Raw genomic sequence first — 15,068 nt, 5'->3', positions numbered from 1 at the left:
GTTCGAGCGGCCCGCGGGTTTGGCGAAAGCGCATCTGCTATTGCGGCAGCGACGCGACCTCTTCGTCCCATTTTTTCAACAGGCGCTTGCGCTCTTCACTCGATCCATACTTCTTGAAGTCGTAGTCGATCAGCTTGATGGCAGCGAGGTCAGGCGCCTTGTCCGAGGTTTTTGCCGCCTTGTTCGACGGAACCTGGAACGACCCCGCATCCTGCGCCGTGGACTGGACATCGGCCTCGAGCGCCCAGTCGTAGAATTTTTTCGCGGCCTCCATGTTGCGGGCACCCTTGATGATCGATTCTGAGCCAATCTCGTAGCCGGTTCCCTCGCAAGGGGTGACCGGAACGATCGGGAATCCGGCGACGACCTGCGACACGGCGTCGTGGATGAAGACGATGCCGATCGTGGTCTCGCCAAGCCCGGCGGCCTTGATCGGCGCCGAGCCCGACTTGGTGTATTGGTTGACGTTCTTGTGCAGGGCTTTCAGGTACTCGAAACCCTTGTCCTCGCCGAACAGCTGAACGATGGTCGCCAGCATGTTGTAAGCTGTACCTGAGGAATTCGGGTTGGCGACCTGGATATGCCCCTTGTACTCCGGCTTGGTCAGATCGGCCCAGCATTTCGGCTCGGGCAGATTGTTCTTGACGAGCAGGTCCTTGTTGTAGCCGAAGCCCAATGCGCCGGAGTAGATGCCGACCGTGCGGTGGCCGGATGTTTCAGCCTGCTTGATTGCCCAGGGCTGCAACTGGTCGAGCAGGGGTGATTTGTACTCCTCGGTCAGACCCTCCTCGGCCGCCTGTAGGTGCGGGTCACCGGTGCCGCCCCACCAGATGTCACCCTTGGGATTGGCGGCCTCGGCGCGCAGCTGGGCATAGATTTCGCCAGCGCTCTTGCGGGTCATGTCGACGGTGATACCGGTCTTTTCCTCGAAGGCCCGCGCCGTCTGCTGACACCAGACCTCGTCGACGCCGCAATACATGGTCAGGTTTTCAGCGGACGCCGATGACGACGCGCTCCACATGCCAGTGGCAAGGATTCCGGCGCCGAGAATTGCCCTTTTTATCATGTTGAATTCCTCCCTAAGCTATTTGCCGACTTTGAAACCCATAGGCGGAAAATACAAGTTGGAAGCTAGCATCTGCCTGACCGAGTTGCAGCGCTTTCCATAGATGGCGCCGCGCATACCTCGCAGTTTAGGGACGAAGGTCTGCTTTCGGGAAGTCGCAAACTGATCTCTTGCGACCGGCCTGAGGCGCGAAGCCGTCGTTCCTGAGCCCTGGCGAGTATACTGGATGGGTCAGGCCCGCCCTTTCGCACGCCGTTGCCGCCGATCACCGCACCCACCGTCGGAGAGCCTTTCGAAATTTATGGCCTTGCGCTACGTCGTAGTTGGTGGGCCAGCAGCGTCATCGTTTTCTGCATAAAATCAATATGTTAGCGGGTGGTTAGCCAACTCTTTTCCTTCGTATTCTCTCGTATGGCCTGGCGAACCCAAGTATCAAGTGGACACAACCCCACAAGTCTCTCGACCATCTCCTTAGGCAAAAATTGAAGTGGCCAAAATCAGACGGTCTGCCTGACCGGCAGAGGCACGCCCTTGCTGGAGCTGATGACTTCCGCCAGGTCCTCGACCGTCCGCAGATAGTGCTGTTCGAGCAGCACGGAGGCCTTGTCCGCATCCCTGTCGAGGGTCGCTTCCGCAAGCGCGCCATGCTCGGCCTGGACATCGCGACCGACCGGTCGGGCAGAGGCCAGCAGAACGGGAATGCGGTAGCGCTCGGTCGCTGCATAGAGCCGTTCGAAGAATTCCAGCGTCCATGGCGAATTGCAACCCGCCAGCAAGGCGCGGTGGAACGCGTGGTGCCGCTTTTCGAGGGTCCAGATATCGGCTTCGGGGCCCGTTCGCGCCGCCTGCACATTCAAGGCGTAGAGCGAGGACACGATGCCCGACGCCCAGGCGTCGTCGCCATTCTTGATTGATGCCTTGAGCGCTTCCGTCTCGATGACGATACGCAGTGACGTGGCGTCGTGGAGCTCGTCGAGCGACAGCGGCGCCACGCGGAAGCCGCGCAGCGATTCGGCCGTCACCAGCCGTTCGGCCTGCAGGCGGTTCAGTGCCTCGCGCAGCGGCGAGAAGCCCATGCCATAGCGCTCGCCCAGGTCGGCAAGACGCAACGGTCGGCCAGGCGGAAGTTCGCCGCGTATGATGTCGTGGCGCAGGGCATCGTAGGCTTTTTGGGCAAGCGTCATTCACATTTCCTCGCCCATACAGCCTTACCTCATAGAGGAGCTCGTCGGCAATTTCATTTATTTTCGAAAATTTCTGTTGCAATCGAAAATTCTTGAGGTCATGCTAGACTTACGGGCTACCAGCAGGAGAATGCCATGGCACAGGAGCGCGAAAACCATCGCGAGGATGTCGTCGGCCGGGCGAACGTCGAGGACACGCCGGAATTGCTTGCCTATTACGACGAGCTGGCGCGCCATAAGGCAGGCGCGCTGTGGACCGTCGCCAACAAGATCGAGCCTTGGGAACCGAAGTCGCAGTCGGTGCCGGTGGTCTGGCGCTATCGCGACCTGCGTGCGCATGTCCTTCGCTCGGTTGAACTCGTCACACCGGAAAAGGCCGGACGGCGGGTGGTTTATCTGAACAATCCGGGGCGCTCCGACGTGGCGGCCGCGGTCGGCTGGATCTATGGCGGGCTCCAGGTGATGAACCCCGGCGAGGTTGCCTCGGCGCATCGCCACTCGGCCTCGGCGATCCGCTTCATTATCGAGGGCTCGGGCGCCTATACGGTGGTGGACGGGCACAAGATGACGCTCGGGGCGAACGATTTCGTGCTGACGCCGAACGACACCTGGCACGAGCATGGCGTGGAGGCGACCGGCTCGCCCTGCATCTGGCAGGACGGCCTGGACATCCCTTTCGTCAACGCCATGGAAGCCAATTTCTACGAGGTTCACCCGGATCTCAGCCAGGCGGTCGGCTACGCGGTCGACGACATGACCAAGACCTGGGGGAACGCGGGGCTCAGGCCGATGGGCGAGAACTGGACCAAGGGCTACAGCCCGATGTTCAAATACGAATGGGCACCAACCTACGACGCACTGACGAGATACGCGGGTTGCACCGATGGCTCGCCCTTCGACGGCGTGCTGATGGAGTATGTGAACCCGGTGACGAACGGCCCGGTCATGCAGACGCTCGGCGCATCGATGCAGATGCTGCGTCCCGGCGAGCACACAAAGGCGCACCGGCACACGGGCAGCGGCCTCTACCATGTGGCGAAGGGCAGCGGTCATTCGATCATCAACGGCCGCCGCTACGATTGGCAGGAGCACGACATCTTCTGCGTGCCGTCCTGGGCGTGGCACGAGCATGCCAACGGCTCGGATCGCGAGGACGCCTGCCTGTTCTGCCTGTCCGACCTGCCGGTGATGCGGGCGCTCGGGCTCTACCGCGAGCAGGCATTCGGCGACAATGGCGGCTTGCAGCCGCTCCTCTGAAGGAAAGATCATGAAACTTGTGACCTATCGCGCCTCGGTCGAGGCGGCGGCAAGGCTCGGCGTCCTCGTCGACAATTTGGTGGTGGATGTGGAGGCGCTCGCCACGGCGCAAGGCACGACCCTGCCCGATACAATGCTCGGCCTGATCGATGCCGGGCGCGGCGGACTGGAGACGCTTCGCGACTGCCTCGGCAGGGCAGCCGGACGCTTCCCGGCCGGAACCGCTACGGCGGTGGACAATGTAAGGCTGCTGGCGCCCATTCCCCGACCGCGCAAGAACATCTTCGGCATCGGCCTGAACTATGTCGAGCATGTCGCGGAAAGTGCGAAGTCGCTAGACACGTCAAAAGACCTGCCGAAACAGCCTGTCGTCTTCTCGAAGCCGCCGACCACGGTGATCGGGCCTGGGGACGGCATCGAGCACAACAAGAAGATGACGCAGCAGCTCGATTGGGAGGTGGAACTTGCCGTTATCATCGGCACCACCGCCCGCCGCGTGCGCAAGGAGCACGCACTAGACCACGTCTTCGGCTATTCGGTGATGATCGACATTTCGGCGCGCGACAACCGGCGCGCCGGTCAATGGATCTTCTCCAAGGGTCAGGACACGTACGCGCCGTTCGGGCCGTGCATCGTGACGGCCGACGAGATTCCCGACCCGCAGGTGCTCGACCTGTCGCTGACGCTCAACGGGGTCGAGAAACAGCGGTCCAACACCCGCCACATGCTGTTCAAGGTCGACCACCTGATCGCCGACATTTCGTCGGCGATCACGCTGGAGCCCGGCGACATCATCGCCAGCGGCACGCCGGAAGGTGTCGGCGCCGGGCGCGATCCGCAGGAATGGATGTGGCCGGGCGACGTGGTCGTGGCATGCGTTGAAGGGATCGGCACGCTGCGGCATCCAGTCGTGAACGCGACGCCGGAGTAGACACGTGCCCACGCCGTTCAAGACAGCCGTCGTGCGGTTGGTCCCGGATCTAAGCGATCAGAAGGTCTCTGGCATCCAAGACAGCCTGCCTGGTGGCCGATGAGAGCAGGAGAGTTGCCATGCTGAAGCTTCCAAAGTTCGTTGCCGCGGCGGTGCAAGCCGCACCCGTTTTTCTCGATACGCCGGCGACGATCGAGAAGGCCGTCTCCCTGATCCGCGAGGCAAGGGCCAATGGCGCGGATCTCATCGCCTTCCCGGAGGTGTTCATCCCGGCCTATCCGTATTGGAGCTGGATCACCGATCCGGTGACCGGCGGAGCCTGGTTCGACAAACTGGCGCGCGCCGCCATTGTCGAGCCCGGTCCGGAAGTCGAAATCCTGCGCAGTGCGGCACGCGAAGCCGGCATCCACGTCGTGATCGGCATCAACGAGCGCAGCGCGAGTTCGATTGGAACTCTCTACAACACCCTGTTGACCATCGGCCCGGATGGAACGCTGCTTGGCAAGCACCGCAAATTGATGCCGACCTGGGCCGAAAAGTTGACCTGGGCGCCTGGCGATGGAGCCGGCCTGAAAGTCCACGATACTGCAATCGGGCCACTCGGCGCGCTTGCTTGCGGCGAGAACACGAACACCCTTGCGCGCTTCACCCTTCTCGCCCAAGGCGAACTGGTTCACGTCGCCAGCTACATTTCGCTGCCTGTTGCGCCGCCCGACTACGACATGGCGGAGGCCATAAAGCTGCGCGCCATGGCCCACTCGTTCGAAGGCAAGGTCTTTACGATCGTTTCCTGTTCGACCGTCTCGGAAGAAATCATAGCCGCAATGGAGGGTGTCGTTCCGGATGCAAGGGCGCGCCTGCAGCGCAAGTCCAGCGCCTTCTCTGGGGTGATCGGCCCGGACGGGCGCGTGGTTGGCGAGCCGCTGATCGACGAAGAAGGAATCGTCTACGCCGAGATTGATCTCGGACGCTGCATCCAGCCGAAGCAGATGCATGACATAGTCGGCCACTACAACCGGTTCGACGTTTTCGACCTGCGGGTAAACCGCCGCAGGCTAGAACCGATTTCCCTGACCGAAAGGGCGCAGACCTTCGACAGCGATGACGCCGGCTTGATCGAAACAGCACAGCCAGGTGCCCATTCGGCATAAGCCGAAGCCTACCAGTTACAGCAGTCAGACGGAGCGGATCCAGCATGGCGAGCACTTTTCGCATCGGGCAGATCGTGCCTTCCTCCAACACCACAATGGAGACGGAAATCCCGGCGATTTTCCGCACGAGGGAAATATTCCTGCCTGAACGTTTCACTTTCCATTCCAGCCGGATGCGGATGAAGAAGGTGGTCAAGGAAGAGCTCGAGGCCATGGATCGTGACAGCGACCGCTGCGCGATCGAGCTTTCCGACGCGCGCGTCGACGTCCTCGGCTATGCCTGTCTGGTCGCGATCATGAGCATGGGCAAGGGTTATCACCGCACCTCGGAAGCGCGGCTGCATATGCGCACAGCGGAGAACGGCGCTCCTGCTCCAGTTGTCACGAGTGCAGGTGCGCTCGTCGATGGCCTCAAGGTGCTCGGGGCGAAGAAGATCTCGATGATATGCCCTTACATGAAGCCGCTTACCCAGCTGGTGGTCGACTACATTGAGCATGAGGGAATAGCGGTGAAGGACTTCGTCGCCCTCGAAATTCCCGACAACCTCGAAGTCGGCAGGCACGATCCGAACAACCTGCTCGATATCTACAAGAGGGTCGACACAACCGGCATCGACGCGTTTGTCGCGTCCGCCTGCGTGCAGATGCCTTCCTTACCGGTGATCGACGAACTCCAGAAGGCGCTGGGCCTTCCCGTCGTCAGTGCCTCTGTCTGTACCAGCTATCAGATGATGTCACGGCTTGGACTGCTCGCCGCGTCACCCGGCGCCGGCGAACTGCTCTCCGGCAGGTATTGACGAGCGCAAGTTCAGTCACAGGCCCTGATCGAAGGCAGACCCGGTTACCAGTCGGCAATGCAGCCCGGATTCCCGCGATGCCCTTCCCACTGCCTGATCGCCGCGGTGGTCAGCCCTGAGGCCTGCGACACGTCATTATTCTCGAAAAAAGAAGAATCTTCGAAAATCTCATTGACAGGCTTATGCGAACGTGAAAACTTAACTGACAAGTAAAGAAATCCGAAACAAGCCGGATCGTCAATGGGAGTTTAGCGATGCTGCAAGAGCGCATCGAAGGACGGTGGCTGGACTGCTTCCGCCGCGTCTTCGTACTAAATGCTATCGGCAATGGGACAAGGGTGGCGATCCTGTCTGAGACGCAGTCGCGTCCGGTGCTGGTCCATCTGTCGGAACTCGCCCTGCACGATCTCGGTGCCGAATTCTGCATGATCCAGATGCCGACGCCGCGCCAGACGGCGCCGGTGCCGGTGAAGTCCACCGGCACGTCCTGGGCGATCCAGGGCAACCGCGCCGTGATCGAGGCGCTGAAGCTCTGCGAGGTGATCGTCGACTGCACGGTCGAGGGGCTGATCCATGCCCCGGAATGGCCCGAGATCGAGGCGGCAGGACGAACCCGCCTCCTGGTCGTCACGAACGAACATCCTGAAATCCTCGAGCGCACCGAGCCGACGGCCGAGCTCGGCCCGAAGGTGGCGCTCGGCGTGCAGATGCTGCGCGAGGCGCGCGAGATGCGCGTCACCTCGCCGGCCGGTACCGATCTCGTCATCGATTTGCGCAACGCACCCTGCGGCGGCACGCCGGGCTTCGGCACCACGCCCGGCGCGGTGGCACACTGGCCGGGCGGGCTCTGCCTCGCCTTTCCCGGAAAGAACTGCGTCAACGGCCGGATCGTCATGGACGTTGGCGACATGAACCTGACGTTCAAGACGACGCTCACCAGCCGCATCGACTTCACCGTCGAGGACGACTTCGTCACCGCCATCAAGGGCGACGGCGTCGATGCCATCCATTTCCGCGAATACATGGAAGCCTGGAACGACCGTAACGCCTACGGCATGAGCCATGTCGGCTGGGGCATGCATCCGCGTGCCCGCTGGGTCTCGGCCGCCATGTACGACAAGCGTGACATGCAGGCTGTGGAGTTCCGCGCGCTGGCGGGATCGTTCCTGTGGTCCACAGGCGCCAACCAATATGCCGGCCGCTACACGCTCGGTCATTTCGACCTGCCGATGCGCAACTGCACAATCACTCTGGACGGGAACGTCGTCGTCAAGGACGGCCTCCTGCAAGGCGAACTGGCGTCCTGACGCCCTCGGAGAAGACCATGAGCGACATTGCCGATTACTACGACCTCTCCCGCATCCGCCCGCAGGTGCAAGCCAAGCTGCGGCTGGTCAACGAGCTTGGCCGCGATAAATTCGCGTCGCGCGCCAAGGGGATCGACGATGACGCCTCCTTCCCGGTCGAGAACTACAAGGATTTGGCGGCTGAAGGCTTTCTCGGGCTCTGCATCCCGGAGGAATTCGGTGGCTGGGGCTTCTCGATGTTCGAGTATGCGATGGTCGGCGCCGAGATCGGCAAATACTGCGGCGCCACCGCACTGACCTTCAACATGCACAACTCGTCCATGGCTTGGTCGCGCTTCATGTTCGATATGCCGAACCTGACGCCCCAGGAGAAGGCGGCATTCGCGCCGCTGCGCGAGCGCCAGTTCCGCCGCGCCATCGCCGAAAAAGCGATCTATTCGCAGCCGATCTCCGAGGGTGGCCAGAACTGGACCTCGAAGCCGAACCAGACGCAGTGCCGCAAGGTCGACGGCGGCTGGAAGATCAACGGCTTCAAGAAATTCGCCTCGCTGGCCGGCTATTGCGACTACTACACCATCGTTTGCACCGAGGTGTTCGAGGGCCGCGAGCCGCGCCACGAGGACACCATGCTGTTCGTCGTCCACAAGGATGCGCCGGGCCTCAGCGTCAAGGGCGACTGGGATCCGCTCGGCATGCGCGGCACCAACAGCCGCGACCTCATCCTGAAGGACGTCTTCGTCACCGAATTGGACCTCTTGATGCCGCGGGGCATCTTCGGCAAGACGCTGCCCAACTGGCCTCACATGATGGTGACCCTTTCGCCCACCTATATGGGTGTCGCGCAGGGCGCCTTCGACTTCATGGTCGACTATCTCAAGGGCAAGGTGCCCGGCCAGCCACCAATAGATCGGCGCATGTATGCGACCAAGCGTATCGCGGTGGGCAAGATGTACGCCCGGCTGGCGAACATGCGCGCGCTGTGGTGGCAGGCTTTCGGCGAGTCGAAAGGCTTTCCGACCAAGGGCGAGGTGCTGCGCATGTACGCCGCGCAATACAACGTCATGGAAGGCGCGGCCGAGATGACGTCGATGGCCATCCGCACCTGCGGCGGCCAGTCGATGCTGAAATCGCTGCCGCTGGAGCGGATGTACCGAGACAGCCGCTGCGGTGCGCTGATGCTGCCCTTCACATCCGAGATCATGGAAGACTACCTCTCGGTGCTGGCGCTCTACGAGATGGACGAGATCGACTCCGCCCCTGGCGATGAAGGCGGCGCCCGCATGTCGCTGTGGCGCGGCGAGCACGGCGCCGCGCGATCGGCCCGGTAGACGCCAATGGCGCGCGAAACGGTCGAGGTCGTCGGCGTCTCAGCTGCCTCGCCGGAGGCGGTGTGGTCCGTCGTTTCGGACTTCTGCGGACAATGGCACCCGGCCATCGCCACCATCCACGCCGAGCGCGACGCGCGAGGCGCCCTGGTTCGCGCCTTTACCGCTCATGGGGAGGGTACCGTCTATCGCGAGCAACTCACCTGGCTGAGCGACAGCGACCGCACGCTTGCCTACACACATCTCGAAGGCATTGCCGGCGCGCAATCCTATGACGGCCGCATTGCCATAGGCGCCGGCGATCATGGCGGCAGCACCCTGCGCTGGAGCGCGCGGGTCGAGGCCGCCTCGCCGCGGTTGCAGGCGATTTGCGAGGGCACGAAGGCGATCTTCGAAGCGGGCATCGCCGCCCTGTCGGAGACAACGCTCGCTACCGACGCGACGGAGCAGCCAAGGCCCCTGCCCGCCTCTGCCGCCACGCGGGACATAGTCATCGATGGCGAGCCTCGCCTCGCGCTAACGACGACGGACAGCGACGGTCCGCTCTGCCTGTTCCTGCACGGCATCGGCGGCTCGCGCGGCAACTGGCTGCCGCAACTCGCGGCCGCAGGCGGCGTGATGCGCGCGGCGGCACTCGACTTGCGCGGCTACGGCGGCAGCGCGCTCGGGCGAATGCAGTCGACCGTAGAGGACTACTGCGACGACATCCTGCGCGTGAAGGAAGAACTTGGCGCCGATCGGCTGGTGCTGGTCGGCCTCTCCCTGGGCTCGTGGATCGCCACCTCCTTCGCCATGCGCCACCCGGAGATGCTGGCGGGGCTGGTCCTTTCGGGTGGCTGCACCGGCATGTCGGAGGCAAGCCTCGAGGAGCGCGAGACCTTCCGTGTCAGCCGCAAGGTGCCGCTGGATGCCGGCCAGACGCCGGCCGATTTCGCTCCCGCGGTGGTGAAAGTGCTGGCGGGGCCGAACGCCTCCGACGCGGTGAAGGAACAGCTTTTCCGGTCAATGGCGGCGATCCCGTCCGCCACCTATCTCGACGCGCTCGTCTGCTTCACGAATCCCTCCGAGGGTTTCGATTTCTCGCGCCTGACCATGCCGGTGTTGATGATGACGGGCGAGCACGACCGGCTGGCGTCGCCATCGGAGATCCGCAGCGTTGCCGGGCGAATGCTCGACCAGGCCTCCCGGCCAGACATCCGCTACGAGACCATCCTAGATGCCGGCCATGTCTGCAATGTCGAGCAGCCCGCAGCCTACAGCCGCATCCTGCTGGACTTCCTGAGGAAACTGCCGCGATGACCGCCTTGTCCCGCCGACAGCAAAACAAGATCGAGCGCGAGCGGCGCATCCTGGAAGCCGCGCTGAAGGTCTTTTCCGAAATGGGCTATTCCGGCGCCAACATGGATGCCGTCGCTCTCGAGGCGAACCTGTCGAAGCCAACGCTTTACCAGTACTTCCAGTCCAAGGAAGCGCTGTTCTCGGCCATGATGCTTGGCGAGCGCGACCAGATGCTGGCGGTCTTCGAACATCCTTCCGATCGCGGCATGGTGGCGGACCTGCTGGAATTTTCCTGGGACTACGCCGACACCGTGCTGCGTCCGGACCTCCTGTCGCTGGCAAGGCTCATCATTGGCGAGGTGCAACGCTTTCCGGAGATCGGCCGCGCCTATCAGGAGGTGGGGCCGGACCGCCTGCTGCGCGGCATCATGGATTATCTGCAAGGCCAGCGACGCGGCGGCCGGCTGGCTTTCGACGACGCCGAACTCGCCGCGCAGGATCTATGGGGCCTGATCCTGTCGGCGCCGCGCACGCAGGCCCTCTACATGCCGGACCACTCGCCCTCGCGCGCCGAGATCGCCCGCTATCTGAACAACGGCCTCAAGGTATTCCTCAAGGCCTATTCGACACAGCCCGAGACTGATCTCGCCGAACTCGCACGACTTATCGGCGCCCATTCCCTCAATCAGGTGCAACATGACGCTTGACGATTATATGGCCGACCCGGCCAGCCGCTTTGCCACGGTCGCGATGACCGACACCAACGGGCTGCTGCGCGGGCAGATGGTCTCGGCCAACAGCCTCAAGGGCATTGCCAAGAACGGCATGGGCATGGCCCCCGCGCAACTGGCGCTGGACCCGACCGATGCGATGCTTATCATTCCTGGCGTCAATGACGATAAGGGTGATTTCCACGATGACCCCTTGCAGCTCGATCCCGGTTCCGTCCGCCGCCTGCCGTGGTCGAAGGCCGGGCATGACCTGCTGGTGCTGTCGAACTACACCGGTGCTTCATCACAGATATGCCCCCGCGCGATCCTGAAATCCGTTCTTGCCCGTGCCGGCGAAGCGGGGCTGGTGCCGAAATACGGAATGGAGCTGGAATACACGCTGTTCGACGAGACGCCGGAGAGCGCGAAGGCGAAGGGCTATCGCAATCTCAAGACCGCGACGGCGCATGCAAGCCACGACCTGATCCTTTACCAGGTCGTCCAGACCGAGTGGTACGAGGCCGTGGCCGCCATGTGCGAGCCGCTGAAGATCGACCTCGCCAAGATGCACGAGGAAATCGGCGCGGGTTTCATGGAGGCGTGCATCGGCGCCGGCGAGGGCATGGGGCCGGCCGACCAGCTGGTTCTCCTGAAGAACTTCATCCGCGCGCTGGCGCTGCGGCAGGGCCGGTCGGTCACCTTCATGCCGCGCTGGAACGAAAAGGCGGATAGCCAGTCGATCCACCTGCACATCAGCCTGAAGGACAAGACAGGCAGGTCCCTGTTCTGGGACGCGCAGGAGAAGAACGGCGTCAGCCGCACTTTTCGCCACTTCCTTGGCGGGCTGCAGGCCTATGTCGGTGACGCGACGCTAGTTTTTCAGCCGACGGTGAACAGCTACCGGCGTTTCGCCCCCGGCACTTTCGCGCCGCCTGGCCTGACATGGGGTTTCGAAAACCGTACCACCTGCTTTCGCCTCGTCGGTCATGACGCGGGGTCCCTGCGGGTGGAAAATCGCCTGCCCGGCGCAGATTCCAATCCCTACCTCTCGGCCGCCGCAACCATCGCGGCCGGGGTCGCCGGCGTCATCGGTGAGATCGAGCCAGATCCCGAAACCATCGGCTCGGGTTATGCGCAGCAACCCGCTCGCGACTTCGCCCGCTCGATGCCGGATGCAATCGACCGGCTGCGCGGCTCCGCCTTCGCCAAGGACTGGCTGGGCGCACGCTTTGTCGAGGCGTTCACGGCCACTCGCGAAAGCCAGCACAACGAGTTCCGTCGCAAGGTTCCGGACGTCGAGCTGGAACGCTTCTTCGACCTGGGGTGAATGAACATGGATACCGATCTGCGCGCCCGTTTCATCGAAGGCATGAGCCGCGTGGCCGCCGCCGTCACCGTGGTGACCACGGACGGCGAGGCAGGTCGTTTCGGCGTGACCGTTTCATCGATGACGTCGGTGTCCGCCGACACCAGCCGGCCTTCATTGCTGATCAGCGTCCATCACCTCAGCCCCGCATGCGAGGCGATCAAGAAGAACAGGCGGTTCTGCGCCAACGTGCTCAGCGGCAACCAGAGTTTCGTCTCGGATCTCTTCTCCGGCCGCCTCAAGCATTTGAACCAGGACCGGTTCGGCGCGATCGCTTGGCATCCCGGCGCGACCGGCGCGCCGATCATCGATGGCGCTGTCGTTTCTCTCGACTGCGAACTCAAGACGGCGCTGATGTGGGGAACCCATTTCCTCTTTATCGGCGAGGCCGAGACCATCGACCTTTCGGCGCAGCGCTCGCCGCTGGTCTACGGCAATCGCGGCTACCGGCGCGCCATCCCGATCATGCCGGATGACCATCGACCGCCACACCCGGAGAACCATCTCAGCATCGGCTTCTTCATCACGCTTGGACCGCAATTCGTGCCGGACCTCGTCGCCGGCTTCGCCAGCCAGCAGCCGGATGTCGACATCCGCCTTCTGGAAGCCGACCATGACGATCTCATCGAGCAGATGCGGGCCGGCAGGATCGAGGCAGCGATCACTTTCGGGGCGGTGAACGAAGCTGACCTCGATGCCGAACTGGTCTGCCCTCCGGCTCCGCATGTGCTGTTGAACGCCAGCCACGCATTGGCCGGCAGATCCAGTCTGCGGCTAAGCGATTTGGCTGAACTGCCCATGATCCTGCTGGATTATCCCTCGGTGCACTCGGCCACGGACACCCTGTTCAAGCGCGGCGGGCTGCAACCGCACATCCGCTTCCAGTCGCCTTCCTTCGCCATGGTGCGCGGCCTGGTCGCGCAGGGTCTTGGATATTCGATCGTCCCGCAGGCGCCGCAGGCCAGGACCGCGCCCGACGGCAAGGAGATCCTCGCCATACCGCTGGACGAGGACTTCCCGGAAGGGGCGGTCGTGGCGATCACGCCACGCGGCAACGGCCGCAGCGAATGGGTCGGGCAGTTTCTGGCCAAATGCCGGCGGTCCTTCGGGCATGCCGCCAACGGAGAGGGATGACGGCCGGACGAAACGGCCGAGCGGTAACAGACATCAACAAACAATGGACCGGTCAATCGGCCATGGGGAACAGAGAGGGAGAACGACAGAAATGAGTACCGCAGGAAGCAATCAACTTCGCAGGAATTCGCTAGGACTGATCGCCGTGACCTTCATGGTGATCTCGGCAGCAGCTCCCCTGACCGGCGTGGCCGGCGCGATGCCGCTGGCGTTCATGCTTGGCAATGGCGCCGGTATTCCAGCGACCTTCATTTTCGTGACGCTGGTGATGCTCGCTTTTTCGGCCGGTTACGTGGCCATGTCGCGGCATGTCACCAATGCTGGCGCCTTCTACGCCTATGCCGCGCGCGGTCTCGGCGGGCGCTCCGCCGGCGCCGTGGCGCTCGTGGCCCTGGTCGCCTACAACGCCATGCAGTTCGGACTGATCGGTCTGCTGGGCGGAATCGCCTCCGGGGTCTTCAGCGAGCTCGGACTGGTCCTGCCTTGGTGGGGGTGGAGCCTGATCGCCGTCGTCCTGGTCGCCATTTTGGGCTACCGGCAGGTGGACCTGTCGGCAAAAGTTCTCGTCGTGGCCGTCGCGCTCGAATATCTGATTGTCCTGATCGTCGACTTTGCCATCCTCGGCAAGGGCGGCGACCACGGGCTGGCGCTGAACGTGTTCGATCCCGCCGCGATGTTTTCGGGTTCGCTGACCGCTGCGATCCTGTTTTGCCTGGGTTCCTTCATCGGCTTCGAGGCAACCACGATCTATGCCGAGGAAGCCCGAGACCCGGAAAGGACCATTCCGCGCGCCACTTATCTTTCGGTGCTGATGATCGGCATATTCTTCGTGTTCACCACCTGGCTGATGATCGTTGGCATAGGTGCCGACAAACTGGTCCCGACCATCCAGGGCTATGGCGATCCATCAGCGCTCTTCTTCGATCTGGCGGGGCGCTATGTCGGCGGGCCGATACCGACGATTGCCGGTATCTTGCTCGTATCGAGCCTCTTTGCCGCGTTGTCGGCCTTCCACAACTACATCGCCCGATACAGCTACGTGGCAGGACGCGAGGGCCTGTTGCCCGCCGCCTTCGGGCGCACCCATGCAGATCACCAGAGCCCCCACATCGGCTCGGTCGTGCAGACGATCGGCGCCCTGATTGTGCTGGCGATCTTTGCCGGCCTCGGGCTCGATCCGGTGCTCAACATGTTCACCTGGATCAGCCAGGTCGGCACGCTCGGCGTGCTCGGCATGATGACCGTCACCTCGCTCTCGGTGATCGTCTTCTTCCGCAACAAGCAGGCTGGCGCGCCGGCGCTGTCGACTGTGGTCCTGCCTGCCTTGTCGGGGCTGATCATGGCGGCCCTGTTCGTCTACATCTTTCTGCATTTTGGCGACCTCACCGGCACCACCGGCGGCGCGCTAGGGGTCATCTTGCCGGCATTGATCCCGGCCGCCGCCGTGGTCGGATATGGGCTGTCGCTGCGACTGGAGAGGGCAGATCCGGCCCGCTTCGCCCGCATGGGTGAAAATCAGGCCTGATATTGCCTATGCGGAAGCGTGCGTGGTCGCGCTTCCG

13 protein-coding genes are annotated in these 15,068 nt (G+C 63.0%); 11 read left to right on the top strand and 2 right to left on the bottom strand.

Going from position 1 to position 15,068, the window contains the following annotated elements; genetic code table 11:
- Positions 1–37: 37 nt before the first annotated feature.
- Positions 38–1,066: an ABC transporter substrate-binding protein gene (locus EN846_RS24125; RefSeq protein WP_127391587.1), complete on the bottom strand. Its 1,029-nt coding sequence runs from the start codon at positions 1,064–1,066 to the stop codon at positions 38–40.
- Between the two features lie 497 nt (positions 1,067–1,563).
- Complete coding sequence (locus EN846_RS24120; RefSeq protein ID WP_127391586.1) at positions 1,564–2,250, bottom strand: GntR family transcriptional regulator; 687 nt, start codon at positions 2,248–2,250, stop codon at positions 1,564–1,566.
- A 135-nt stretch (positions 2,251–2,385) separates the two neighbouring features.
- Between EN846_RS24120 and EN846_RS24115 the strand changes: the two genes are divergently transcribed.
- The 11 genes from EN846_RS24115 to EN846_RS24065 all read left to right on the top strand — a co-directional run bounded on the left by EN846_RS24115 (position 2,386) and on the right by EN846_RS24065 (position 15,031).
- Positions 2,386–3,507: a cupin domain-containing protein gene (locus tag EN846_RS24115; RefSeq protein ID WP_128346171.1), complete on the top strand. Its 1,122-nt coding sequence runs from the start codon at positions 2,386–2,388 to the stop codon at positions 3,505–3,507.
- Positions 3,508–3,517: 10 nt separating this feature from the next.
- The gene (locus tag EN846_RS24110; protein ID WP_127393681.1) at positions 3,518–4,438 is read left to right on the top strand and encodes a fumarylacetoacetate hydrolase family protein; all 921 of its coding nucleotides are present in this window, start codon (positions 3,518–3,520) and stop codon (positions 4,436–4,438) included.
- 119 nt (positions 4,439–4,557) lie between these two features.
- Positions 4,558–5,589 carry a carbon-nitrogen hydrolase family protein gene (locus tag EN846_RS24105; protein WP_127393682.1) on the top strand — a complete coding sequence of 344 codons (1,032 nt, stop codon included), beginning with the start codon at positions 4,558–4,560 and terminating at the stop codon, positions 5,587–5,589.
- Between the two features lie 44 nt (positions 5,590–5,633).
- A complete protein-coding gene (locus tag EN846_RS24100) occupies positions 5,634–6,386 on the top strand; it encodes an Asp/Glu racemase (protein ID WP_127283480.1) in 753 nt (250 codons plus the stop codon).
- Positions 6,387–6,640: 254 nt separating this feature from the next.
- Entirely contained in the window at positions 6,641–7,693 is a 1,053-nt protein-coding gene (locus EN846_RS24095) for a peptidase M29 (protein ID WP_127393683.1), read from the top strand.
- A 17-nt stretch (positions 7,694–7,710) separates the two neighbouring features.
- The gene (locus EN846_RS24090; RefSeq protein ID WP_127283482.1) at positions 7,711–9,021 is read left to right on the top strand and encodes an acyl-CoA dehydrogenase family protein; all 1,311 of its coding nucleotides are present in this window, start codon (positions 7,711–7,713) and stop codon (positions 9,019–9,021) included.
- A gap of 6 nt (positions 9,022–9,027) precedes the next feature.
- Positions 9,028–10,317, top strand: coding sequence for an alpha/beta fold hydrolase (locus tag EN846_RS24085; RefSeq protein ID WP_127283483.1), 1,290 nt, complete (start codon positions 9,028–9,030; stop codon positions 10,315–10,317).
- The gene (locus EN846_RS24080) at positions 10,314–11,003 is read left to right on the top strand and encodes a TetR/AcrR family transcriptional regulator (RefSeq protein WP_127283484.1); all 690 of its coding nucleotides are present in this window, start codon (positions 10,314–10,316) and stop codon (positions 11,001–11,003) included. The genes EN846_RS24085 and EN846_RS24080 overlap by 4 nt, the downstream gene beginning before the upstream one ends.
- Positions 10,993–12,333 carry a glutamine synthetase family protein gene (locus EN846_RS24075; RefSeq protein ID WP_127392283.1) on the top strand — a complete coding sequence of 447 codons (1,341 nt, stop codon included), beginning with the start codon at positions 10,993–10,995 and terminating at the stop codon, positions 12,331–12,333. The genes EN846_RS24080 and EN846_RS24075 overlap by 11 nt, the downstream gene beginning before the upstream one ends.
- A 6-nt stretch (positions 12,334–12,339) precedes the next feature.
- Complete coding sequence (locus EN846_RS24070) at positions 12,340–13,506, top strand: LysR substrate-binding domain-containing protein (RefSeq protein WP_210213996.1); 1,167 nt, start codon at positions 12,340–12,342, stop codon at positions 13,504–13,506.
- A 91-nt stretch (positions 13,507–13,597) separates the two neighbouring features.
- The gene (locus tag EN846_RS24065; RefSeq protein WP_127392284.1) at positions 13,598–15,031 is read left to right on the top strand and encodes an APC family permease; all 1,434 of its coding nucleotides are present in this window, start codon (positions 13,598–13,600) and stop codon (positions 15,029–15,031) included.
- The last annotated feature ends 37 nt before the right edge of the window (positions 15,032–15,068 follow it).

This window comes from Mesorhizobium sp. M4B.F.Ca.ET.203.01.1.1, assembly GCF_004791025.1.
Lineage (GTDB): Bacteria > Pseudomonadota > Alphaproteobacteria > Rhizobiales > Rhizobiaceae > Mesorhizobium > Mesorhizobium abyssinicae.
This window is presented reverse-complemented; position numbering and strand designations above follow the sequence as displayed.

Coding starts and splice junctions, on each gene's coding strand:
- EN846_RS24125 (WP_127391587.1), bottom strand. CDS start 1,066: ATGATAAAAAGGGCAATTCTCGGCGCCGGAATCCTTGCCACTGGCATG.
- EN846_RS24120 (WP_127391586.1), bottom strand. CDS start 2,250: ATGACGCTTGCCCAAAAAGCCTACGATGCCCTGCGCCACGACATCATA.
- EN846_RS24115 (WP_128346171.1), top strand. CDS start 2,386: ATGGCACAGGAGCGCGAAAACCATCGCGAGGATGTCGTCGGCCGGGCG.
- EN846_RS24110 (WP_127393681.1), top strand. CDS start 3,518: ATGAAACTTGTGACCTATCGCGCCTCGGTCGAGGCGGCGGCAAGGCTC.
- EN846_RS24105 (WP_127393682.1), top strand. CDS start 4,558: ATGCTGAAGCTTCCAAAGTTCGTTGCCGCGGCGGTGCAAGCCGCACCC.
- EN846_RS24100 (WP_127283480.1), top strand. CDS start 5,634: ATGGCGAGCACTTTTCGCATCGGGCAGATCGTGCCTTCCTCCAACACC.
- EN846_RS24095 (WP_127393683.1), top strand. CDS start 6,641: ATGCTGCAAGAGCGCATCGAAGGACGGTGGCTGGACTGCTTCCGCCGC.
- EN846_RS24090 (WP_127283482.1), top strand. CDS start 7,711: ATGAGCGACATTGCCGATTACTACGACCTCTCCCGCATCCGCCCGCAG.
- EN846_RS24085 (WP_127283483.1), top strand. CDS start 9,028: ATGGCGCGCGAAACGGTCGAGGTCGTCGGCGTCTCAGCTGCCTCGCCG.
- EN846_RS24080 (WP_127283484.1), top strand. CDS start 10,314: ATGACCGCCTTGTCCCGCCGACAGCAAAACAAGATCGAGCGCGAGCGG.
- EN846_RS24075 (WP_127392283.1), top strand. CDS start 10,993: ATGACGCTTGACGATTATATGGCCGACCCGGCCAGCCGCTTTGCCACG.
- EN846_RS24070 (WP_210213996.1), top strand. CDS start 12,340: ATGGATACCGATCTGCGCGCCCGTTTCATCGAAGGCATGAGCCGCGTG.
- EN846_RS24065 (WP_127392284.1), top strand. CDS start 13,598: ATGAGTACCGCAGGAAGCAATCAACTTCGCAGGAATTCGCTAGGACTG.